Source organism: Dermacoccus sp. UBA1591 (assembly GCF_002322065.1).
GTDB classification, from domain to species: domain Bacteria; phylum Actinomycetota; class Actinomycetes; order Actinomycetales; family Dermatophilaceae; genus Dermacoccus; species Dermacoccus nishinomiyaensis.
This window is the reverse complement of record NZ_DCNR01000055.1, coordinates 38,774-57,575: the sequence shown is the minus strand read 5'-3', so window position 1 is coordinate 57,575 and position 18,802 is coordinate 38,774. Positions and strand designations below refer to the sequence as shown.

The 18,802-nt window shown below is 65.4% G+C and carries 29 protein-coding genes; 1 reads left to right on the top strand and 28 read right to left on the bottom strand.

Annotation, left to right across the window (positions count from 1 at the left end; translation table 11 throughout):
* The 24 genes from B2284_RS06345 to B2284_RS06230 form a co-directional block, all read right to left on the bottom strand.
* Positions 1 to 254 (bottom strand): nucleoside monophosphate kinase (locus B2284_RS06345; protein WP_286697304.1); only part of this gene is annotated, 254 nt, incomplete at its 3' end.
* The gene (gene secY, locus B2284_RS06340) at positions 254 to 1,567 is read right to left on the bottom strand and encodes a preprotein translocase subunit SecY (RefSeq protein ID WP_136788541.1); all 1,314 of its coding nucleotides are present in this window, start codon (positions 1,565 to 1,567) and stop codon (positions 254 to 256) included. The genes secY and B2284_RS06345, both read right to left, overlap by 1 nt.
* 197 nt (positions 1,568 to 1,764) lie before the next feature.
* Positions 1,765 to 2,229, bottom strand: coding sequence for a 50S ribosomal protein L15 (gene rplO / locus B2284_RS06335; protein WP_006946289.1), 465 nt, complete (start codon positions 2,227 to 2,229; stop codon positions 1,765 to 1,767).
* A gap of 2 nt (positions 2,230 to 2,231) precedes the next feature.
* Entirely contained in the window at positions 2,232 to 2,414 is a 183-nt protein-coding gene (gene rpmD / locus B2284_RS06330; RefSeq protein WP_038567114.1) for a 50S ribosomal protein L30, read from the bottom strand.
* A complete protein-coding gene (rpsE, locus tag B2284_RS06325) occupies positions 2,414 to 3,061 on the bottom strand; it encodes a 30S ribosomal protein S5 (protein ID WP_062258619.1) in 648 nt (215 codons plus the stop codon). Before rpsE ends, rpmD begins: the two co-directional genes overlap by 1 nt.
* Positions 3,062 to 3,098: 37 nt before the next feature.
* Positions 3,099 to 3,473 (bottom strand): 50S ribosomal protein L18, encoded by a 375-nt coding sequence (rplR, locus tag B2284_RS06320; RefSeq protein ID WP_136788542.1) that lies wholly within the window; start codon positions 3,471 to 3,473, stop codon positions 3,099 to 3,101.
* 3 nt (positions 3,474 to 3,476) lie between these two features.
* On the bottom strand, positions 3,477 to 4,016 hold the full coding sequence (gene rplF / locus B2284_RS06315) for a 50S ribosomal protein L6 (protein ID WP_006946061.1): 540 nt from the start codon (positions 4,014 to 4,016) through the stop codon (positions 3,477 to 3,479).
* A 23-nt stretch (positions 4,017 to 4,039) separates the two neighbouring features.
* A complete protein-coding gene (rpsH, locus tag B2284_RS06310; RefSeq protein WP_006946236.1) occupies positions 4,040 to 4,438 on the bottom strand; it encodes a 30S ribosomal protein S8 in 399 nt (132 codons plus the stop codon).
* A gap of 91 nt (positions 4,439 to 4,529) precedes the next feature.
* Complete coding sequence (locus B2284_RS06305) at positions 4,530 to 4,715, bottom strand: type Z 30S ribosomal protein S14 (protein WP_006946078.1); 186 nt, start codon at positions 4,713 to 4,715, stop codon at positions 4,530 to 4,532.
* A 2-nt stretch (positions 4,716 to 4,717) separates the two neighbouring features.
* Positions 4,718 to 5,281 (bottom strand): 50S ribosomal protein L5, encoded by a 564-nt coding sequence (gene rplE / locus B2284_RS06300; protein ID WP_006946222.1) that lies wholly within the window; start codon positions 5,279 to 5,281, stop codon positions 4,718 to 4,720.
* Entirely contained in the window at positions 5,281 to 5,643 is a 363-nt protein-coding gene (rplX, locus tag B2284_RS06295) for a 50S ribosomal protein L24 (RefSeq protein ID WP_006946282.1), read from the bottom strand. Before rplX ends, rplE begins: the two co-directional genes overlap by 1 nt.
* 3 nt (positions 5,644 to 5,646) lie before the next feature.
* Positions 5,647 to 6,015, bottom strand: coding sequence for a 50S ribosomal protein L14 (gene rplN, locus B2284_RS06290; RefSeq protein ID WP_006946197.1), 369 nt, complete (start codon positions 6,013 to 6,015; stop codon positions 5,647 to 5,649).
* A gap of 188 nt (positions 6,016 to 6,203) precedes the next feature.
* A complete protein-coding gene (gene rpsQ / locus B2284_RS06285) occupies positions 6,204 to 6,494 on the bottom strand; it encodes a 30S ribosomal protein S17 (RefSeq protein WP_038567110.1) in 291 nt (96 codons plus the stop codon).
* Positions 6,495 to 6,496: 2 nt separating this feature from the next.
* Positions 6,497 to 6,733, bottom strand: a complete 237-nt coding sequence (rpmC, locus tag B2284_RS06280; RefSeq protein WP_006946167.1) for a 50S ribosomal protein L29 — start codon at positions 6,731 to 6,733, stop codon at positions 6,497 to 6,499.
* Complete coding sequence (gene rplP / locus B2284_RS06275) at positions 6,733 to 7,152, bottom strand: 50S ribosomal protein L16 (RefSeq protein ID WP_006946267.1); 420 nt, start codon at positions 7,150 to 7,152, stop codon at positions 6,733 to 6,735. Before rplP ends, rpmC begins: the two co-directional genes overlap by 1 nt.
* On the bottom strand, positions 7,152 to 7,979 hold the full coding sequence (gene rpsC, locus B2284_RS06270; RefSeq protein WP_006946142.1) for a 30S ribosomal protein S3: 828 nt from the start codon (positions 7,977 to 7,979) through the stop codon (positions 7,152 to 7,154). Before rpsC ends, rplP begins: the two co-directional genes overlap by 1 nt.
* A complete protein-coding gene (gene rplV, locus B2284_RS06265) occupies positions 7,979 to 8,347 on the bottom strand; it encodes a 50S ribosomal protein L22 (protein ID WP_006946292.1) in 369 nt (122 codons plus the stop codon). The genes rpsC and rplV overlap by 1 nt, the downstream gene beginning before the upstream one ends.
* Positions 8,348 to 8,393: 46 nt before the next feature.
* Positions 8,394 to 8,675: a 30S ribosomal protein S19 gene (gene rpsS, locus B2284_RS06260; RefSeq protein ID WP_115296517.1), complete on the bottom strand. Its 282-nt coding sequence runs from the start codon at positions 8,673 to 8,675 to the stop codon at positions 8,394 to 8,396.
* 15 nt (positions 8,676 to 8,690) lie between these two features.
* The gene (gene rplB / locus B2284_RS06255) at positions 8,691 to 9,527 is read right to left on the bottom strand and encodes a 50S ribosomal protein L2 (protein WP_006946059.1); all 837 of its coding nucleotides are present in this window, start codon (positions 9,525 to 9,527) and stop codon (positions 8,691 to 8,693) included.
* A 51-nt stretch (positions 9,528 to 9,578) separates the two neighbouring features.
* A complete protein-coding gene (rplW, locus tag B2284_RS06250; protein ID WP_006946188.1) occupies positions 9,579 to 9,878 on the bottom strand; it encodes a 50S ribosomal protein L23 in 300 nt (99 codons plus the stop codon).
* Positions 9,875 to 10,519: a 50S ribosomal protein L4 gene (gene rplD, locus B2284_RS06245; RefSeq protein ID WP_006946139.1), complete on the bottom strand. Its 645-nt coding sequence runs from the start codon at positions 10,517 to 10,519 to the stop codon at positions 9,875 to 9,877. The genes rplW and rplD overlap by 4 nt, the downstream gene beginning before the upstream one ends.
* Positions 10,520 to 10,521: 2 nt before the next feature.
* On the bottom strand, positions 10,522 to 11,178 hold the full coding sequence (gene rplC, locus B2284_RS06240) for a 50S ribosomal protein L3 (protein ID WP_038567101.1): 657 nt from the start codon (positions 11,176 to 11,178) through the stop codon (positions 10,522 to 10,524).
* Between the two features lie 15 nt (positions 11,179 to 11,193).
* Positions 11,194 to 11,502: a 30S ribosomal protein S10 gene (gene rpsJ / locus B2284_RS06235; protein ID WP_006946210.1), complete on the bottom strand. Its 309-nt coding sequence runs from the start codon at positions 11,500 to 11,502 to the stop codon at positions 11,194 to 11,196.
* A 337-nt stretch (positions 11,503 to 11,839) separates the two neighbouring features.
* Positions 11,840 to 13,108: an aspartate aminotransferase type Ic gene (locus tag B2284_RS06230; protein ID WP_062258617.1), complete on the bottom strand. Its 1,269-nt coding sequence runs from the start codon at positions 13,106 to 13,108 to the stop codon at positions 11,840 to 11,842.
* 208 nt (positions 13,109 to 13,316) lie between these two features.
* Here B2284_RS06230 and B2284_RS06225 point away from each other — a divergent pair, with 208 nt between their 5' ends.
* Complete coding sequence (locus tag B2284_RS06225; RefSeq protein WP_131940629.1) at positions 13,317 to 14,171, top strand: hypothetical protein; 855 nt, start codon at positions 13,317 to 13,319, stop codon at positions 14,169 to 14,171.
* Between the two features lie 98 nt (positions 14,172 to 14,269).
* Here B2284_RS06225 and tuf read toward each other — a convergent pair whose 3' ends face one another.
* The 4 genes from tuf to rpsL all read right to left on the bottom strand — a co-directional run bounded on the left by tuf (position 14,270) and on the right by rpsL (position 18,646).
* On the bottom strand, positions 14,270 to 15,466 hold the full coding sequence (gene tuf / locus B2284_RS06220) for an elongation factor Tu (protein WP_006946303.1): 1,197 nt from the start codon (positions 15,464 to 15,466) through the stop codon (positions 14,270 to 14,272).
* A 117-nt stretch (positions 15,467 to 15,583) separates the two neighbouring features.
* A complete protein-coding gene (gene fusA / locus B2284_RS06215; RefSeq protein ID WP_006946174.1) occupies positions 15,584 to 17,698 on the bottom strand; it encodes an elongation factor G in 2,115 nt (704 codons plus the stop codon).
* A 103-nt stretch (positions 17,699 to 17,801) separates the two neighbouring features.
* Positions 17,802 to 18,272 carry a 30S ribosomal protein S7 gene (rpsG, locus tag B2284_RS06210; protein ID WP_006946238.1) on the bottom strand — a complete coding sequence of 157 codons (471 nt, stop codon included), beginning with the start codon at positions 18,270 to 18,272 and terminating at the stop codon, positions 17,802 to 17,804.
* Positions 18,272 to 18,646 carry a 30S ribosomal protein S12 gene (gene rpsL / locus B2284_RS06205; RefSeq protein WP_006946105.1) on the bottom strand — a complete coding sequence of 125 codons (375 nt, stop codon included), beginning with the start codon at positions 18,644 to 18,646 and terminating at the stop codon, positions 18,272 to 18,274. Before rpsL ends, rpsG begins: the two co-directional genes overlap by 1 nt.
* Positions 18,647 to 18,802 lie beyond the last annotated feature (156 nt).

Genomic DNA, 18,802 nt, shown 5'->3' with positions numbered 1-18,802 from the left:
CCGTCGAGCAGGAAGCCGTTCGCGGCGTCCTTCTCGTCGAGGCGGTTCTTGACGATCTCGTTCGTGATCTCGTCCGTGACGTACCCACCGGAGGCCAGGATGTCCTTGACCTTGAGGCCGAGCTCGGTCTCGTTCTTGATGTTGGCGCGGAAGATATCGCCGGTCGAGATGTGCGGGATGCCCCGGCTTTCGGCCAGACGCTCCGCCTGCGTTCCCTTGCCTGCCCCGGGGGGTCCGAGAATGATGAGTCGCATTACCGCAAGAACCCTTCGTAGTTGTGCTGTTGCAGCTTGGAGTCGACCTGCTTGACGGTCTCCAGACCCACGCCGACGAGGATGAGGATGGACGCGCCACCGAACGGAACGTTCTGGTTCGCGTCGAAGAGCGCCAGCGCGATCAGGGGTAGCAGCGCGAGGAACGCGATGTAGATCGCGCCGACGGTGGTGATGCGCGTCAGGACGTAGTTGAGGTACTTGGCCGTCGCGGAGCCGGCGCGAACGCCCGGAATGAAGCTGCCGGCCTGCTTGAGGTTGTCCGCCACCTCGTCGGGCTGGTAGGTGATCGACACGTAGAAGAACGTGAAGAACAGGATCAGGACCGTGTAGATCGCCATGTAGACGGGGTGGTCGCCGCGCGCCAGGTAGGTGTTGATCCACTGCGCCCACCCGGGCGGATTCGTCTTGTTCGCCGCGAACTGCGAAACCATGACGGGCAGGGAGAGCAACGACGTCGCGAAGATGATCGGGATGACGTTCGCCATGTTGACCTTCAGCGGGATGTACGTCGTCGTCCCGCCGTAAGAACGACGTCCGACCATGCGCTTCGCGTATTGGACGGGGATGCGTCGCTGGCTGTTCTCCACGAAAACGACGGCCGTCGTCACGGCCAAGCACATGATGACCACGGCGATGAAACGCCCCCAGCCCTGGTTGTGGATCGCCCACAGACTCTGGGGCACGCGAGCGGCAACGGCGGTCAGGATGAGCAGCGACATACCGTTGCCGATACCCCGTTCCGTCACCTGCTCACCGAGCCACATGATGAGGCCGGTGCCGGCCGTCAGGGTCAGAATCATGAGCAGGACGGTCAGGATCGAGTCGTCCGTCATGATCGTCGAACACGTGGTCGGGCTACCACCGAGAATCGTCCACGGGCTACGAGCGGCGGTGATGAGCGTCGAACTCTGCAGGAGCGCTAGCGCGATCGCGAGATAGCGGGTGTACTGCGTCATCTTCGCCTGCCCGCTCTGGCCCTCCTTCTTGAGGGTCTCGAAACGCGGGATGACGACCGTCAACAACTGAATGATGATCGACGCGGTGATGTAGGGCATGATGCCGAGCGCGAAGATCGACAGCTGGAGCAGCGCGCCACCTGAGAACAGGTTCGCGAGCCCGAGGAGGCTGTTCGAACCACCGGCCGCGGCCTGACACTTGGCCACGAGATCGAAACTGATCCCCGGCGTCGGAATGTGCGAACCGAGCCGGAACAACGCCATGATGGCCAGCGTGAACAGGATCTTGTTGCGCAGTTCGGGCGTCCGGAAGGCGCGTCCAAAACTGGTCAGCACAAAAACCTCCTGAGCCGTGACGCGTCACGGCTGAATACGTAAAGGGCTTGCCGGGTGGCCCCGACGACGGCGTCGCACCCGACGCGGGCGACCACCGTCAACGAATAGACGATACCCTCCCCCGCGTCCCGACGACGAAAGAACCCCGCCGGGAGCACCACATCGTGGCACCCCGGCGGGGTCCTGTCTCAGACGCGTCACTCAGCGGTGACGGAACCGCCTGCGGCCTCGATCTTGTCCTTGGCCGTGGCCGAGAATTTCTGCGCCGTGACGTTCACCTTGACGGTGATGTCGCCAGTGCCGAGCACCTTGACGGGCTGGCCCTTGCGGACGGCACCCTTCTCCACGAGCGCCGCGACGTCGACGTCGCCGCCCTCGGGGAACAAGGTGGAGATCTTGTCCAGGTTCACGACCTGGTACTCGACCTTGAACGGGTTCTTGAAGCCGCGGAGCTTGGGCAGACGCATGTGCAGCGGCGTCTGACCACCCTCGAAGCGAGCGGGAACCTGGTAGCGAGCCTTCGTACCCTTGGTACCACGACCCGCGGTCTTGCCCTTGGAGCCCTCACCGCGACCCACACGGGTCTTCGCGGTCTTGGCACCCGGGGCGGGACGCAGGTTGTGGATCTTCAGGGCCGACCCGTTGGCCTTGGTGTCAGGCATTTTCAGTCAACCTCCTCGACGGTCACGAGGTGCGCGACCGCGCGGACCATGCCCCGAAACTCGGGGCGGTCCTCCTTGACGACCGTGTGGCCGATGCGCTTGAGGCCCAGCGAACGCAGGGTCTCACGGTGCTGCGGCTTGCCACCGATCTCGGAACGGATCTGGGTCACCTTGAGCTGAGCCATCACGCACCTGCCTTCTCGGCCATCGCGTGCTGCATCGCAGCGGGGACGACGTCGTCGATCGGCAGGCCACGGCGAGCGGCCACGGCCTCCGGACGCTCGAGACCCTGGAGGGCCGCGACCGTCGCGTGGACGATGTTGATCGAGTTGTCGGAGCCCAGGGACTTCGACAGCACGTCGTGGATGCCCGCGCACTCGAGGACGGCGCGCACCGGACCACCGGCGATGACACCGGTACCGGGCGATGCCGGCTTCAGCAGGACGACGCCCGCCGCAGCCTCACCCTGAACGGGGTGCGGGATCGTGCCCTGGATGCGGGGGACGCGGAAGAAGTTCTTCTTCGCCTCCTCGACACCCTTGGCGATGGCCGCGGGAACTTCCTTGGCCTTGCCGTAGCCGACACCGACGGTGCCGTCACCGTCACCGACGACGACGAGGGCGGTGAAGCTGAAGCGACGACCACCCTTGACGACCTTGGCGACACGGTTGATGGTGACGACGTTCTCGACGTACTGGTTGCGCTCTTCCTCGCGACCGCGGCCGCGGCCGCCGTCACGACGACCGCCATCGCGGCGGTTGTCACGCTGGTTGTTGTCGCGCTCGCCGCCCGTCTGGGCGGTACCGGCGCCTCGACGCTGGGGTCCAGCCATCAGACATTCCTCTTCTCGGCGTTGTTCTGGTTGGTCATCACAGGCTCAGGCCACCTTCGCGGGCGCCGTCGGCGATCGCGGCGACGCGGCCGGCGTAGCGGTTGCCGCCACGGTCGAACACGACTGCCTCGATGCCCTGGGCCTTCGCACGCTCGGCCACGAGTTCGCCGACCTTGCGGGCCTTGGCGGACTTGTTACCCTCGAACGTGCGCAGGTCGGCTTCCATGGTGGACGCGGACGCGACGGTCTTGCCGACCGTGTCGTCGACGACCTGGACGAAGACGTGACGGCTGGAACGCGAGACGACCAGGCGCGGGCGAACCGCGGTCCCCGTGACCTTCTTGCGCAGGCGCAGGTGACGACGGCCGCGAGCTGCGGACTTGCTCGTCGAACGCTTGACGATCTTTGCCATGGCTTACTTACCAGCCTTTCCGACCTTGCGGCGGATGTGCTCGCCTTCGTAGCGGACACCCTTCGCCTTGTACGGGTCGGGCTTGCGCAGCTTGCGGATGTTGGCCGAGACCTCACCGACGAGCTGCTTGTCGATACCGGAGACCGAGAAGCGGGTCGGGTTCTCGACGACGAACGTGATGCCCTCGGGGGCCTTCACGAGGATCGGGTGCGAGTAGCCGAGCGCGAACTCGAGGTCGCTGCCCTTCGCCGTGACGCGGTAACCCGTGCCGTGGATCTCGAGCTTCTTGGTGTAGCCGTCGGTGACACCGACGACCATGTTGTTGATCAGGCTCCGCGTCAGTCCGTGACGGGCGCGAGCGTCGCGCTCGTCGTTGGGTCGCGTCACCTCGACGGATCCGTCCTCGCCCTTGGCGACGGTGATCGGCGCGGGAACCGTCAGGTCAAGGCTGCCCTTGGGGCCCTTAACCGTGACGTCCTGGCCGTCGATGGTCACCTCGACACCGGACGGGACAGGAACCGGGAGACGTCCAATACGTGACATCTGTTTCTCCTCCTAATTCCTGATTACCAGACGTAGGCGAGGACTTCCCCGCCAACACCCTTGGCCGCCGCCTGCTTGTCGGTGAGCAGACCGGAGGACGTGGAAAGAATGGCAATGCCGAGGCCACCGAGAACCTTGGGGAGGTTGGTGGACTTGGCGTAGACGCGAAGGCCGGGCTTCGAGACGCGGCGCACTCCGGCGATGGAGCGCTCACGGTTCGGGCCGTACTTCAGGTTGATCGTGAGCGTCTGGCCGACGCGGGCTTCTTCGACGGTCCAGCCGGCGATGTAACCCTCGCGTTCGAGAATCTCAGCGATGTGGGACTTCAGCTTCGAGAACGGCATGGACGTCGAGTCGTGGTGCGCCGAGTTGGCGTTCCGGACTCGCGTCAACATGTCCGCGATCGGGTCGGTCATGGTCATTGGGCTTCTCCGCCCTTCCTCACCGGGGTTTCAACCCGCGTGTGTTGGGTCGACCTACGGTGTAGAACGAACTAATGAAAGTGGTGGGTTCTTACCAGCTGGACTTGGTCACGCCCGGCAGTTCGCCGGCGTGTGCCATCTCGCGCAAGCAGATGCGGCACAGGCCGAACTTGCGGTAGACCGAGTGCGGGCGGCCGCAGCGCTGGCAGCGCGTGTAGCCACGAACCTTGAACTTCGGCTTGGCGTTCGCCTTGTTGATCAGTGCGGTCTTCGCCATCGTCACTTCTCCTTGAACGGGAATCCGAGGGCGCGCAGCAGGGCGCGGCCTTCGTCGTCGTTCGCGGCGGTTGTCACGACGGTGATGTCCATGCCGCGGACGCGGTCGATCTTGTCCTGGTCGATCTCGTGGAACATCGACTGCTCGTTCAGACCGAACGTGTAGTTGCCGTTGCCGTCGAACTGCTTCGGCGACAGGCCGCGGAAGTCGCGGATACGCGGCAGCGCAACCGAAACGAGGCGGTCGAGGAACTCCCACATGCGGTCGCCGCGCAGCGTGACGTGCGCGCCGATCGGCATGCCCTCACGCAGCTTGAACTGGGCGATCGACTTGCGTGCCTTGGTGACAGCCGGCTTCTGGCCGGTGATGGCCTCGAGGTCGCGGATGGCGCCCTCAATCAGCTTGCTGTCCTTCGCGGCGTCGCCGACACCCATGTTGACGACGACCTTGACGACACCCGGAACCTGCATCGCGTTGGCGAAGTTGAACTCGCCCTGCAGCTGGCCCTTGATCTCGTCCTGGTAGCGCGTCTTCAGACGCGGGGTGGTCTTCGTGGTCTCAGACATCACAGGTCCTTACCGGAACGCACGGACACGCGGGTACGCACGGTCTTGGTCTTGCCGTCGCGCTCGACCTGCTCGACGCGGGTGCGCACACGGGTGGGCTTGTTCGTCTCCGGGTCGACGAGGGCCACGTTCGAGACGTGGATCGGCGCCTCGACGACCGTGAGGCCGCCGGTGCCGGCACCGGGCTGACCGGCCTTGACGTGCTTCGTGACGCGGTTGATGCCCTCGACGAGGACGCGCTGCGTCTCCGGGAACACGGCGATGACCTTGCCCTGCTTGCCCTTGTCGCCGCCGTTCTTCTCGGAACGGCCGCTGATGACCTGGACGAGGTCGTTCTTCTTGATCTTCATCTTGGCCACCATGGTTCAGAGCACCTCCGGGGCAAGCGAAATGATCTTCATGAACTTCTTGTCGCGCAGTTCACGGCCGACGGGGCCGAAGATGCGCGTACCACGCGGGTCGCCGTCACCCTTGAGGATGACTGCCGCGTTCTCGTCGAAGCGGATGTAGGAGCCGTCTGCACGACGGCGCTCCTTCTTGGTGCGAACGATGACGGCCTTGACGACGTCACCCTTCTTGACATTGCCACCGGGGATGGCGTCCTTGACGGTGGCCACGATGGTGTCACCGATGCCGGCGTACCGGCGGCCAGAACCGCCGAGCACGCGGATGCACAGGATCTCCTTGGCACCGGTGTTGTCGGCGACACGAAGTCGCGACTCCTGCTGAATCACAGTTTCTACTCCTGTCGTCTCACTGGTTCTCGCCCGATCTGAGCGAGCCTTGCGGAACGTTTAATGGTCTCACACCGATCGGCGCACGCGAAAACCGGGAGAGTCCCCCGCGCCGGTGGGGCGACGACGAGATCGCCGCCCCACCGATGACGGGCGTGGACTTCCCGGCTACGCGCGTGCCTCGCGGCTTACTTGGCGCGCTCGAGGATCTCGACGACGCGCCAACGCTTCGTTGCCGAGAGCGGGCGGGTCTCCATGATGAGAACGCGGTCGCCGATGCCGGCGCTGTTGTTCTCGTCGTGGGCCTTCACCTTGCTGCTGCGGCGCATGACCTTGCCGTACAGGGCATGCTTGACGCGGTCCTCGACCTCGACGACGACGGTCTTGTCCATCTTGTCGCTGACGACGTAACCCTGACGCGTCTTGCGGTAGTTGCGCTCTGCCTGCTCGGTCACAGCGGTCTCCTGCTTGTCAGTCATGGTCAGCCAACCTTCTCATCACGGCCGATGTTGAGCTCGCGCTCACGCATCTCCGTGTAGATGCGCGCGATGTCCGTGCGAACGGAACGCAGACGGGCCGAGCTCTCGAGCTGGCCGGTGGCCGACTGGAAGCGCAGGTTGAAGAGTTCCTTCTTCGCCTCTGCGAGCTTCTGCGTCAGCACCTCGTCCGTCATCTCGCGCAGTGCCTTCGGCTGCAGGTCTTCCGAACCCTTGGCCATCAGATGTCACCACCTTCACGCGCGACGAAGCGGCACTTCATCGGCAGCTTGTGCATCGCGAGACGCATGGCCTCGCGCGCAACCTCTTCGGACACACCGTTGACCTCGAACATGACGCGGCCCGGCTTGACGTTGGCGACCCACCACTCCGGCGAACCCTTACCGGAACCCATGCGGGTCTCGGCGGGCTTCTTCGTCAGCGGACGGTCCGGGTAGATGTTGATCCACACCTTTCCGCCACGCTTCATGTAGCGGGTCATCGCGATACGAGCGGACTCGATCTGACGGTTCGTGACGTAAGCCGGCTCGAGAGCCTGGATGCCGTAGTCACCGAACGTGACCTGCGTGCCGCCCTTGGCGGTGCCGCTGCGCTTCGGGTGGTGCTGCTTGCGGTGCTTCACTCGACGGGGAATGAGCATCAGGCTTCGCCTCCCTCAGTCTTGGCGGGCTCGGTGACCTCGGTCGTCGTCTCGCTGGTGACAGCGGTCTGCTCGGCGCGCTGGCCACGACCGCGCCCGCGCTCACCACGGTCGCCGCGCGGGCCGTCGTTGCGGCGGCCACGGGCCGGACGCTGCGGGGCGGCGGCCTGCTCACGAGCGAGCTCCTTGGCCGTCAGGTCGCCCTTGTAGATCCAGACCTTGACACCGATGCGGCCGAACGTCGTACGCGCCTCGTAGAAGCCGTAGTCGATGTTGGCGCGCAGCGTGTGCAGCGGCACACGACCTTCGCGGTAGAACTCCGAGCGCGACATCTCGGCGCCGCCGAGACGACCGGAGCACTGGACACGGATGCCCTTGGCGCCGGCGCGCTGCGCGGACATGATGCCCTTGCGCATCGCACGACGGAAGGACACGCGCGCCGAGAGCTGCTCGGCGATGCCCTGCGCGACGAGCTGAGCGTCGGCCTCGGGGTTCTTGACCTCGAGGATGTTCAGCTGAACCTGCTTGCCCGTGAGCTTCTCCAGGCGCGAGCGGAGGCGGTCGGCCTCGGCGCCGCGGCGGCCGATGACGATGCCCGGACGCGCCGTGTGGATGTCGACGCGAACACGGTCACGCGTGCGCTCGATGTCGACGCGTGCGATACCGGCGCGCTCCATGCCCTCGGACAGGAGCTTGCGGATCGCGACGTCTTCCTTGACGTAGTCGCTGTAGCGCTGGCCCGGCTTCGTCGAGTCGGCGAACCAGCGGCTCTTGTGCTCGGTCGTGATGCCGAGGCGGAAACCGTTCGGGTTGATCTTCTGACCCATCAGCGGTTACCTCCCTTCGAGTCGCGCTCGCCCACAACGATGGTGATGTGGCTCGTGCGCTTGAGGATGCGGCTCGCGCGGCCCTGGGCACGCGGGCGGAATCGCTTCATGGTCGGACCTTCGTCGACGAACGCGGTCGTGACGACCAGTGCGTTCTCGTCGAAGGGTGCGGAGTTCTTGTCCGCCGTGAAACGCGCGTTCGCAATGGCGCTGTTGAGCGTCTTGAGAACGGGCTCGCTGGCAGTCTGCGGAGCAAACTGCAGCAGAGCGATCGCGTCAGCGGCCTGCTTGCCACGGATCATGTCCACGACGCGGCGGGCCTTCATCGGCGTCACGCGGACGTGCCGCGCCTGCGCCTTGGCTTCCATCGCTGTCCCTTTACTTTCGTTCGTCATGTTGGGTTACCCCGCCGCGTCAGCGACGGCGACCCTTCTTGTCGTCCTTGTCGTGACCCTTGAAGGTACGAGTGGGAGCGAACTCACCCAACTTGTGGCCGACCATGCTCTCGGTCACGAAGACCGGAACGTGCTTGCGACCGTCGTGGACGGCCAGGGTGTGGCCGAGCATGTCCGGGGTGATCATCGAGCGGCGCGACCACGTCTTGATGACGCTCTGCGTGCCGGCTTCGTTCTGGGCATCGACCTTCTTCGCGAGGTGCTCGTCGACGAAGGGGCCCTTCTTGAGGCTACGAGGCATTTCGAAAGGCTCCTATCAGCGCTTCTTGCCAGTACGACGGCGACGCACGATGAGCTTGTCGCTGTCCTTGTTCGGGCGGCGGGTGCGGCCTTCCTTCTGGCCCCACGGGCTCACCGGGTTACGACCACCGGAGGTCTTGCCCTCACCACCACCGTGCGGGTGGTCCACCGGGTTCATCGCGACACCACGGACGGTCGGGCGCTTGCCCTTCCAGCGCATGCGGCCGGCCTTGCCCCAGTTGATGTTGCTCTGCTCGGCGTTGCCCACCTCACCGATCGTCGCGCGGCAGCGGACGTCGACGTTGCGGATCTCACCGGAGGGCATGCGCAGCTGGGCGTAGGGGCCGTCCTTCGCGACGAGCTGTACGCGAACACCCGCGGAACGGGCGATCTTCGCGCCGCCACCGGGGCGCAGCTCGACACAGTGGATGACGGTACCGACGGGGATGTTACGCATCGGCAGGTTGTTGCCGGGCTTGATGTCGGCCTCGGGACCGTTCTCGATGCGGTCGCCCTGCTTCAGCTTGTTCGGCGCGATGATGTAGCGCTTCTCGCCGTCGGCGTAGTGCAGCAGCGCGATGCGGGCGGTGCGGTTGGGGTCGTACTCGATGTGAGCGACCTTGGCCGGGATGCCGTCCTTGTCCGCGCGGCGGAAGTCGATCACACGGTAGGCGCGCTTGTGGCCACCACCGATGTGACGGGTCGTGATACGGCCGGAGGCGTTGCGGCCACCGGTCTTGGTCAGGGGGCGCACCAGCGACTTCTCGGGCGTGGAGCGAGTGATCTCGACGAAGTCGGCCACACTCGAGCCACGACGACCGGGGGTCGTGGGCTTGTACTTGCGAATAGCCATGGGTCTAAGTCGTCCTCAGTCTTGGATTGATTCGGCGATCGTCATCGAGGGTCAGGAGGCCTGACCGAAGATGTCGATGTTGCCTTCCGTGAGCGAGACGATGGCGCGCTTGGTGTCCTTGCGCTTGCCCATGCCGAAACGCGTACGGCGCGTCTTGCCCTTGCGGTTCAGCGTGTGCACCGATGCGACCTTGACGTCGAAGATCTGCTCGATGGCGATCTTGATCTCCGTCTTGTTCGCACGCGGGTCCACGATGAACGTGTACTTGCCCTCGTCGAGGAGTGCGTAGGACTTCTCCGAGACGACGGGCTGGATGATGACGTCGCGGGGGTCCTTGTTCAGGGTGCTCACTTGGTGTCCTCCGACTTCTGGCCGCCGGCGACGAATGCGTCGAACGCAGCCTTCGTGAACGCGATGTCGTCGGCGCACAGCACGTCGTACGTGTTGAGCTGGTCGCTCCAGAGCACGTGGACGTTCGGCAGGTTGCGAACGCTGAGCTCGGAGACCGAGTCCATGCGGTCGATGACGACGAGGAGGTTCTTGCGGTCCGAGAGCGTGCCCAGGAACTTCGCGGCAGCCTTCGTCGACGGCGCCTCACCGGCGACGACGGACTCGAGAACGTGGATGCGCTCGAAACGGGCGCGGTCCGAGAGGGCTCCGCGCAGGGCGGCGGCCTTCATCTTCTTGGGCGTGCGCTGGCTGTAGTCGCGCGGCTGCGGGCCGTGGACGGTGCCACCGCCCGCGAACTGCGGCGCGCGGGTCGAACCCTGACGGGCGCGACCGGTGCCCTTCTGGCGGTACGGCTTGCGCCCACCACCACGGACCTCGCCGCGGGTCTTGGTCTTGTGCGTGCCCTGACGAGCTGCGGCCAGCTGCGCCACCACGACCTGGTGGATCAGCGGGACGTTGGTGGCGACATCGAAGATGTCGGCCGGCAGTTCGACAGAACCGGACGTCTTGCCCTCGGGGCTCAGGATGTCAACGGTAGTCATGCTCAGGCTCCCTTGATGGCCGTGCGCACGAGAACGACAGCGCCCGCGGGGCCGGGAACGGCACCCTTGATGAGCAGCAGGCCCTTCTCAGCGTCCACGGCGTGGATCTGGAGGTTCTGGGTCGTCTGGCGAACGCCACCCATGCGACCGGCCATGCGCATGCCCTTGAAGACTCGACCCGGGGTGGCGCAGCCACCGATCGAACCCGGCTTGCGGTGGTTGCGGTGCGCACCGTGCGAGGCCGAGACACCGGCGAAGCCGTGACGCTTCATGACACCGGCGAAACCCTTGCCCTTGGTGCGGCCGACGACGTCGACCTTCTGGCCGGCCTCGAAAGCCTCTGCCGTCAGCTCCTGGCCGAGCGAGTACTCGCCGGCGTCGGAGGTGCGCAGTTCGGCCAGGTGGCGGCGCGGCGTGACGCCGGCCTTCTCGAAGTGGCCGGTCAGCGGCTTCGTGACCTTGCGCGGGTCGATCTGGCCGTAGCCGATCTGAACCGCGTTGTAGCCGTCGACGCCTTCGCTGCGCAACTGCGTGACGACGCACGGGCCGACGGCGACGACGGTGACGGGGATGAGGCGGTTGTCGGCGTCCCAGACCTGGGTCATGCCGAGCTTCTCGCCGAGGAGGCCCTTCACGGGGCGCTCAGTGGTTGCAGTCATGAGTCAAACCCTCGCTTACAGCTTGATCTCGATGTTGACGTCGGCCGGGAGGTCGAGTCGCATGAGCGAGTCCACCGCCTTCGGCGTCGGGTCAACGATGTCGATGAGGCGCTTGTGCGTACGCATCTCGAAGTGCTCGCGGCTGTCCTTGTACTTGTGCGGCGACCGGATGACGCAGAAGACGTTCTTCTCCGTCGGCAGCGGCACCGGTCCAACGACCGTTGCGCCTGCACGGGTCACCGTGTCGACAATCTTGCGCGCCGAGCTGTCGATGACCTCGTGGTCATACGACTTCAGTCGGATGCGGATCTTCTGTCCCGCCATTCGCGTGAGTCTCTCTTCTCGCCGATCATGTTCGTGTCCGGCTCCCCCACCCACGCGCTCGGGCGTGTCGCGCGCCCTCCGGGCGCGATCTTCCGGCAGGAAGATCTGGAGGCTTTTCAGCCGGTGCTTGCGCTTCCCTGGACGCACGCCGTTCCATGAGAACGTGTGCACTTCGTGAGGGAAGTGCGAACAAGTGCGTTTCAGAGGCGGCAGTGCAGGTACGGACCTTCACCACGCGTCAAGCAACTTGTCCATAGTGCCAGATCGCCCCCGCCGCCTCCAAATCGGGGCGTCGGGGGCGCTGATGGCGAGGGCATAGTGCGGCGGTCGCGGCGTCTCAATCCCGCGCGTGCTCGAGCGCCGCGATGAGGACGCACAGGGCCACGCCCGCCATGGCCTCCTCGACCTCGGCCAGGGGCGGCAGGCTGGGCGCGAGCCGGATGTTCTCGTCCAACGGGTCCTTGCCGTACGGGAACGAGGCGCCTGCCGGTGTCAGGGCGATGCCCGCCTCCTTGGCGAGTTCGACGACGCGGCTCGCGGTGCCGGGCACGACGTCGAGGTTGACGAAGTAGCCGCCCTCCGGCTTGTTCCAGCGTGCGACCCCGTACTCACCCAGCCGCTCGCTGAGGGCTGCGTCGACGGCAGCGAACTTGGGCGCCATGATGGCGGCGTGCTTGCGCATGTGCTCGCGCACCCCCTCTGCGTCGCCGAAGAACTGCGCGTGGGCCAACTGGTTCACCTTGTCCGGGCCGATGGAGCCGTGCCCGAGGTTCGCCAAGTACCAGCCGACCGTCTCGCGCGAGCCGGCCAGGAACGCGACGCCGGCACCGGCGAAGGTGATCTTCGACGTGGAGGCGAACATGATCGGGCGATCGGGATGGCCCGACGCCTGGGCCAGGCTCACGATGTCGGCCGACTTCGCCTCGTTCATGCTGAGATGGTGCACGGCGTACGCGTTGTCCCAAAAAATGCGGAAATCAGGCGCGGCGGCCGGCATCGCCGCCAGCTTCGCCGCGACCTCCTGCGAGCAGATCGCGCCGGTGGGGTTGGCGTATGTCGGCACGATCCACATGCCCTTGATGCTCGGGTCGTGCGCGACGAGGTGGGCGCACTCGTCCGCGTCGGGCCCGTCCTCACGCATCGGCACGTTGATCATCTCGATGCCGAGGCTCTCGAGCAGCCCGAAGTGGCGGTCGTACCCGGGCACGGGTGCGAGGAACTTGACGCTTCCCTCCTGTGACCACGGGCGCGGCGAGCCGAGGCCGCCTCGCAGCAGGTGATAGACGAGAACGTCGTGCATCATCGTCAGGCTCGAGTTGTTGCCCGCAACGATCTGATCGACGTCGACCCCGAGCAGGTCGGCGAAGATGCTTCGGATCTCCACGAGACCGGGCAACCCCCCGTAGTTGCGGACGTCGACCCCTGACTCGTCCTTCGTCCCCTCGGGCAACGACAGTAGCGCGTTCGACAGGTCGAGCTGCGCTGACGACGGCTTGCCGCGCGTGAGATCGAGACTCAGCCCGCGCGCACGTAACTGTTCGTAGTCGGCCTGGACGCGCTTCAACAGCTCATCACGCTCGGCGCGGGTGAGGTCGGCGAGTGACACGATGTCTCCTAGGTGCTGCGGTCGGTCTTGTCATCATCCTTTCACGGCGGGCGCGTCCCCCACGGGGCCGGCGCGCTCTGGTGGTCCACATCGCGGGCTTCGTCGAACGGCCCGCTCATGAGGGCCACGGAACCGCTCGGTCGCCGGTGCCGTCACAGCCATGAACGCGTTCGAGACCACGAACGGACCCGAGGCAGAGGAGAGCACGATGAAGACCCCCCGCATGGCAGCAGCGGCCCTGACGTTCGCCGCCGCGCTGTCCCTCACGGCATGTCAGGACGAGCAGGCCGCGACCACCAAGGGCTCGGCCTCGTCCCCGACGTCGTCTGCGTCCACGGCAACGGAGTCCTCCCCCACATCGTCGTCGTCGAGTGCCGCCGAGACTTCACCCTCTTCGGCACCGCCGTCCGCCTCCGCCGGCAGTGACGCTGCGGCCGCCGGCCCCACCGGCGCCCGTCCCAAGGCACCCGAGAAGGTGACGCCGCCCGCGGGCTCCGTGATGACGAACGCGAGCGTCGTCATGGCGGGCGGATACAAATCCGAACCGAGTTCCCAGTACGCGAAGCTGTACAGCGTCTGGAAGATCGATGGCACCGGCCCCGGCGTCGCCACGATCCAGTACGAGATGCTGGACGGCGACAACAAGGTGCTCGCGACGGCTGAGAGCTCCATCAACGTGGGCAAGGGCCGCCAGATGACCAAGGTCGACAACGGCCTGAGCAAGGCGCCCGCCGGCAGCGTCAAGGTGCGCATGCGCATCACCAAGGTGGAGCCCAACCCGCACGCAGACGACATCGCGGTTTCCGATGTCAAGGTCATTCCGGACGGGTACGAAGGTTTTCGACCCCGCATCACCGGCAAATATGCGGCCGGCCCCGAGTCGCAGGTCTATGGCTTCAGCGCGGTGTGCTACGAGCGCGCGAGCGGACGTGTCGTCGTCGGCAACGGCATGGCCGACGACGGTGGCGCGAAGAGCGGTACCTTCACCCTCGATCTCGGCGCCGCCCCAAGCCACTGGCACCCCACGCAGTGCTTCGTCGGCCAGAGCGGCAGTGGTGCTTGACACCCGTCGCAGCGCACCATCGGGAACGCAGGAGGGCCCGAGCACCTCACGGTGCTCGGGCCCTTCTTCGATGATGTCACTCCCTCACGGGAGCGAGATCACTTGATGATCTTGGTGACGCGACCGGCGCCGACCGTACGACCACCCTCACGGATGGCGAACTTGAGGCCTTCCTCCATGGCGATGGGCTGGATGAGCTCCACCGTCATGTCGGTGTTGTCGCCGGGCATGACCATCTCGGTGCCCTCGGGCAGGTGCACGACACCCGTGACGTCCGTCGTACGGAAGTAGAACTGCGGACGGTAGTTGTCGTAGAACGGCGTGTGACGGCCACCTTCGTCCTTCGACAGGATGTAGACCTGAGCCTCGAAGTCCGTGTGCGGGGTGATCGAACCCGGCTTCACGACGACCTGGCCACGCTCGACGTCCTCGCGCTTGATGCCGCGAAGGAGCAGACCGACGTTCTCACCCGCGCGACCCTCGTCGAGCAGCTTGCGGAACATCTCGATGCCCGTGACGGTCGTCTTGGCAGCCGGACCCTCGTGGATACCGACGATCTCGACGTCCTCGTTGACGTTCAGGACACCGCGCTCGATGCGACCGGTGACGACGGTGCCACGACCGGTGATCGTGAAGACGTCCTCGACGGGCATGAGGAAAGGCTTGTCGATGTCGCGCTCCGGCTCCGGGATCGACTCGTCGACAGCGTTCATGAGGTTCATGAGCTTGTCGCCCCACTCGGCGTCGCCCTCGAGCGCCTTGAGCGCCGAGACCTGGACGACGGGCAGGTCGTCACCCGGGAAGTCGTAGGAGGACAGCAGTTCGCGGACCTCCATCTCGACGAGCTCCATGATCTCTTCGTCGTCGACCATGTCAGCCTTGTTCAGCGCGACGACGATGTAGGGAACGCCGACCTGGCGAGCCAGGAGGACGTGCTCCTTCGTCTGCGGCATCGGACCGTCGGTCGCGGCGACGACGAGGATGGCGCCGTCCATCTGCGCCGCACCCGTGATCATGTTCTTCACGTAGTCAGCGTGACCGGGGCAGTCGACGTGAGCGTAGTGACGCTGCTCCGTCTGGTACTCGATGTGCGCGATCGAGATGGTGATGCCGCGCTGCTTCTCCTCGGGCGCCTTGTCGATCTCGTCGAACGGCGTGAAGGGGTTGAGCTCGGGGTACTTGTCGTGCAGAACCTTGGAGATTGCTGCCGTCAGCGTCGTCTTGCCGTGGTCGATGTGACCAATGGTGCCGATGTTGACGTGCGGCTTGTTCCGCTCGAACTTTGCCTTCGCCACTTGGGTCCTCCTCAGGACTTGTGTTGGTCAAACGCTGTGTCGCCTTCGGGTGAAGGCGCCGGGACGCGTCTGTTGGTTACAGGTGGTGTACGGGTCAATCGACGGGGATGAACCCGTTCACTCGCCCCGGATCTTCTTGATGATCTCGTCCGCGACGCTCCGGGGAACCTCGCTGTACGAGTCGAACTGCATCGTGTAGTTGGCACGACCCTGCGTCTTGGAACGGAGGTCGCCAACGTACCCGAACATCTCCGACAACGGAACCAGGCCGCGAACGACCTTGGCGCCACTGACGTCCTCCATGGCCTGGATCTGGCCACGGCGGGAGTTGATGTCACCGATCACGTCACCCATGTACTCCTCGGGCGTACGGACCTCGACAGCCATCATCGGCTCGAGGAGCACGGGGTCGGCCTTGCGGACGGCCTCCTTGAGCGCCATGGAACCGGCAATCTTGAACGCCATCTCCGAGGAGTCGACGTCGTGGTAGGCACCGTCGACGAGGATCGCCTTGATGCCGACCAGCGGGTAGCCCGCGAGGACACCCTGCTGCATCGCATCCTGGATGCCGTTGTCGACCGACGGGATGTACTCGCGCGGCACGCGACCACCGACGACGGCGTTCTCGAACTCGTAGAGCTCGCCCTCGGCCGTGTCCAGGGGCTCGAAGGTGATCTGGACCTTCGCGAACTGGCCCGAACCACCGGTCTGCTTCTTGTGCGTGTAGTCGTACTTCGGGACGGCCTTGCGGATCGTCTCGCGGTAGGCGACCTGCGGCGCACCGACGTTTGCCTCGACCTTGAACTCGCGCTTCATGCGGTCGACCAGGATGTCGAGGTGGAGCTCGCCCATGCCTCGGATGATGGTCTGACCGGTCTCCTCATCGAGCTCGACCTGGAAGGTCGGGTCTTCCTGAGCCAGCTTCTGGATGGCCGTGGAGAGCTTCTCCTGGTCACCCTTCGTCTTGGGCTCGATGGCCACGGAGATGACGGGCTCCGGGAACGTCATCGACTCGAGAACGATCTGCTCGTTCACGTCGGACAGCGTGTCACCGGTGGTGGTCTCCTTGAGACCGATCGCCGCGTAGATGTGACCGGCCTGTGCTTCCTCGACCGGGTTCTCCTTGTTGGCGTGCATCTGGAAGAGCTTGCCGACGCGCTCCTTCTTGCCCTTCGTCGAGTTGACGACGGCCGAGCCGGCGGAGATCTTGCCCGAGTAGACGCGGATGAAGGTCAGCGAACCGAAGAACGGGTGCGCGGCGACCTTGAACGCCAGGGCCGAGAACGGCTCGTCGAGAGCCGGCTTGCGCGTGATCTCGGTCTCCTCGTCGCCCGGCTTGTGGCCGATCATCGGGGGGACGTCGAGCGGGCTCGGCAGGTAGTCGACGACGGCGTCGAGCATCGGCTGGACACCGCGGTTCTTGAAGGCCGAACCACACATGACCGGGTACAGCTCGGAGTTGACCGTGAGCTTGCGGATGCCGGCCTTGAGCTCAGCCGTCGTGAGCTCCTCGCCACCGAGGTACTTCTCCATGAGGTCGTCGTCCGACTCGGCGACGCGCTCGACGAGCGCGTTGCGGTACTCATCGGCCTTGGCCTGCAGGTCGGCCGGGATCTCCTGGATCTCGTACTTGGCGCCCATGGTGACGTCACCCTTGGCGTCACCGGGCCACACGAGCGCCCGCATCTCGACGAGGTCGACGACACCGATGAAGTCGTTCTCCGCACCGATGGGGAGCTGGAGGACGAGGGGCTCGGCGCCCAGACGGTCCTTGATGGTCTGCACGGTGAAGTAGAAGTCCGCGCCCATCTTGTCCATCTTGTTGACGAAGCACATGCGCGGAACGTCGTACTTGTCCGCCTGACGCCAGACCGTCTCGGACTGGGGCTCGACGCCCTCCTTGCCGTCGAAGACGGCGACGGCGCCGTCGAGCACGCGCAGGGAACGCTCGACCTCGACGGTGAAGTCGACGTGGCCCGGCGTGTCGATGATGTTGATCTGGGTGCCGTTCCAGAACGACGTCACAGCAGCGGACGTGATCGTGATGCCACGCTCCTTCTCCTGCTCCATCCAGTCGGTCGTCGACGCACCGTCGTGCGTCTCACCGATCTTGTGGTTGACGCCGGTGTAGAACAGGATCCGCTCGGTCACCGTCGTCTTGCCGGCGTCGATGTGCGCCATGATGCCGATGTTGCGGACCTTCTTGAGGTCAGTCAGCACGTCCTGTGCCACGGTGTCTCTTCTCGTTCGAAGTTCAGTGTGAGTAGCTGGAGCGAGCCGGGACGGCGGCCCGAACCCATCCTACGGAGAGGACGGGCCGCCGACCCAACCGCGATCACCAGCGGTAGTGCGCGAAGGCCTTGTTCGACTCGGCCATCTTGTGCGTATCCTCGCGGCGCTTGACCGCGGCACCCAGACCGTTGCTGGCGTCCAGGATCTCGTTCATCAGACGCTCGGTCATCGTCTTCTCGCGACGCTGACGCGAGTAGCCGACGAGCCAGCGCAGCGACAGCGTCGTCGCGCGGCCCGGCTTGACCTCGATCGGCACCTGGTAGGTCGCACCACCGACGCGGCGGGACTTGACCTCGAGGGCCGGCTTGATGTTGTCGAGAGCGCGCTTCAGCGTCACGACCGGGTCGGTACCCGTCTTCTCACGGCAACCTTCGAGGGCGTCGTACACGATGCGCTCGGCGATGGACTTCTTGCCGTCGAGCAGGATCTTGTTGACGAGCTGCGTGACGAGCGGCGAACCGTAGACCGGGTCGACGACGAGGGGGCGCTTAGGAGCAGGACCCTTACGAGGCATTACTTCTTCTCCTTCTTGGCGCCGTAGCGGCTACGAGCCTGGTTGCGGCCCTTGACACCCTGGGTGTCGAGCGCGCCGCGGATGATCTTGTAGCGCACACCGGGAAGGTCCTTCACACGGCCACCACGCACGAGCACGATCGAGTGCTCCTGCAGGTTGTGGCCGACGCCCGGGATGTAAGCCGTGACCTCGATGCCAGAGGTGAGCTTCACACGGGCGACCTTGCGCAGAGCCGAGTTCGGCTTCTTCGGGGTCGTGGTGTAGACGCGGGTGCACACACCGCGTCGCTGGGGGCTGCCCTTGAGAGCCGGAGTCGAGGCCTTCGTGGCCTTGTCCTGGCGACCCTTGCGGACGAGCTGGTTGATCGTAGGCAACCTAGTTCTCCGAACGTGTCGTATCTGTTCTGCCTGCAGGATGAATCGCAGGCTCCTTGGTCTCGTCGCGGATCGTGCGCCGAAGGGCGCAACAGGCGCGACCCCTCCCCTGCACTTTCGTCGCGGGGCGCATGCACGACGTTCGAGACGCCGTGC

What these genes read in the sequence shown, in the direction of transcription:
- rplO (WP_006946289.1), bottom strand. Translation starts at nt 2,229, where the DNA reads ATGCCTGACACCAAGGCCAACGGGTCGGCCCTGAAGATCCACAACCTG.
- rpmD (WP_038567114.1), bottom strand. Translation starts at nt 2,414, where the DNA reads ATGGCTCAGCTCAAGGTGACCCAGATCCGTTCCGAGATCGGTGGCAAG.
- rpsE (WP_062258619.1), bottom strand. Translation starts at nt 3,061, where the DNA reads ATGGCTGGACCCCAGCGTCGAGGCGCCGGTACCGCCCAGACGGGCGGC.
- rplR (WP_136788542.1), bottom strand. Translation starts at nt 3,473, where the DNA reads ATGGCAAAGATCGTCAAGCGTTCGACGAGCAAGTCCGCAGCTCGCGGC.
- rplF (WP_006946061.1), bottom strand. Translation starts at nt 4,016, where the DNA reads ATGTCACGTATTGGACGTCTCCCGGTTCCTGTCCCGTCCGGTGTCGAG.
- rpsH (WP_006946236.1), bottom strand. Translation starts at nt 4,438, where the DNA reads ATGACCATGACCGACCCGATCGCGGACATGTTGACGCGAGTCCGGAAC.
- B2284_RS06305 (WP_006946078.1), bottom strand. Translation starts at nt 4,715, where the DNA reads ATGGCGAAGACCGCACTGATCAACAAGGCGAACGCCAAGCCGAAGTTC.
- rplE (WP_006946222.1), bottom strand. Translation starts at nt 5,281, where the DNA reads ATGTCTGAGACCACGAAGACCACCCCGCGTCTGAAGACGCGCTACCAG.
- rplX (WP_006946282.1), bottom strand. Translation starts at nt 5,643, where the DNA reads ATGGTGGCCAAGATGAAGATCAAGAAGAACGACCTCGTCCAGGTCATC.
- rpsQ (WP_038567110.1), bottom strand. Translation starts at nt 6,494, where the DNA reads ATGACTGACAAGCAGGAGACCGCTGTGACCGAGCAGGCAGAGCGCAAC.
- rpmC (WP_006946167.1), bottom strand. Translation starts at nt 6,733, where the DNA reads ATGGCCAAGGGTTCGGAAGACCTGCAGCCGAAGGCACTGCGCGAGATG.
- rplP (WP_006946267.1), bottom strand. Translation starts at nt 7,152, where the DNA reads ATGCTCATTCCCCGTCGAGTGAAGCACCGCAAGCAGCACCACCCGAAG.
- rpsC (WP_006946142.1), bottom strand. Translation starts at nt 7,979, where the DNA reads ATGGGTCAGAAGATCAACCCGAACGGTTTCCGCCTCGGCATCACGACC.
- rplV (WP_006946292.1), bottom strand. Translation starts at nt 8,347, where the DNA reads ATGGAAGCCAAGGCGCAGGCGCGGCACGTCCGCGTGACGCCGATGAAG.
- rpsS (WP_115296517.1), bottom strand. Translation starts at nt 8,675, where the DNA reads ATGCCTCGTAGCCTCAAGAAGGGCCCCTTCGTCGACGAGCACCTCGCG.
- rplB (WP_006946059.1), bottom strand. Translation starts at nt 9,527, where the DNA reads ATGGCTATTCGCAAGTACAAGCCCACGACCCCCGGTCGTCGTGGCTCG.
- rplD (WP_006946139.1), bottom strand. Translation starts at nt 10,519, where the DNA reads ATGACTACCGTTGACATCCTGAGCCCCGAGGGCAAGACGTCCGGTTCT.
- rplC (WP_038567101.1), bottom strand. Translation starts at nt 11,178, where the DNA reads ATGACTGCAACCACTGAGCGCCCCGTGAAGGGCCTCCTCGGCGAGAAG.
- rpsJ (WP_006946210.1), bottom strand. Translation starts at nt 11,502, where the DNA reads ATGGCGGGACAGAAGATCCGCATCCGACTGAAGTCGTATGACCACGAG.
- B2284_RS06225 (WP_131940629.1), top strand. Translation starts at nt 13,317, where the DNA reads ATGAAGACCCCCCGCATGGCAGCAGCGGCCCTGACGTTCGCCGCCGCG.
- rpsG (WP_006946238.1), bottom strand. Translation starts at nt 18,272, where the DNA reads ATGCCTCGTAAGGGTCCTGCTCCTAAGCGCCCCCTCGTCGTCGACCCG.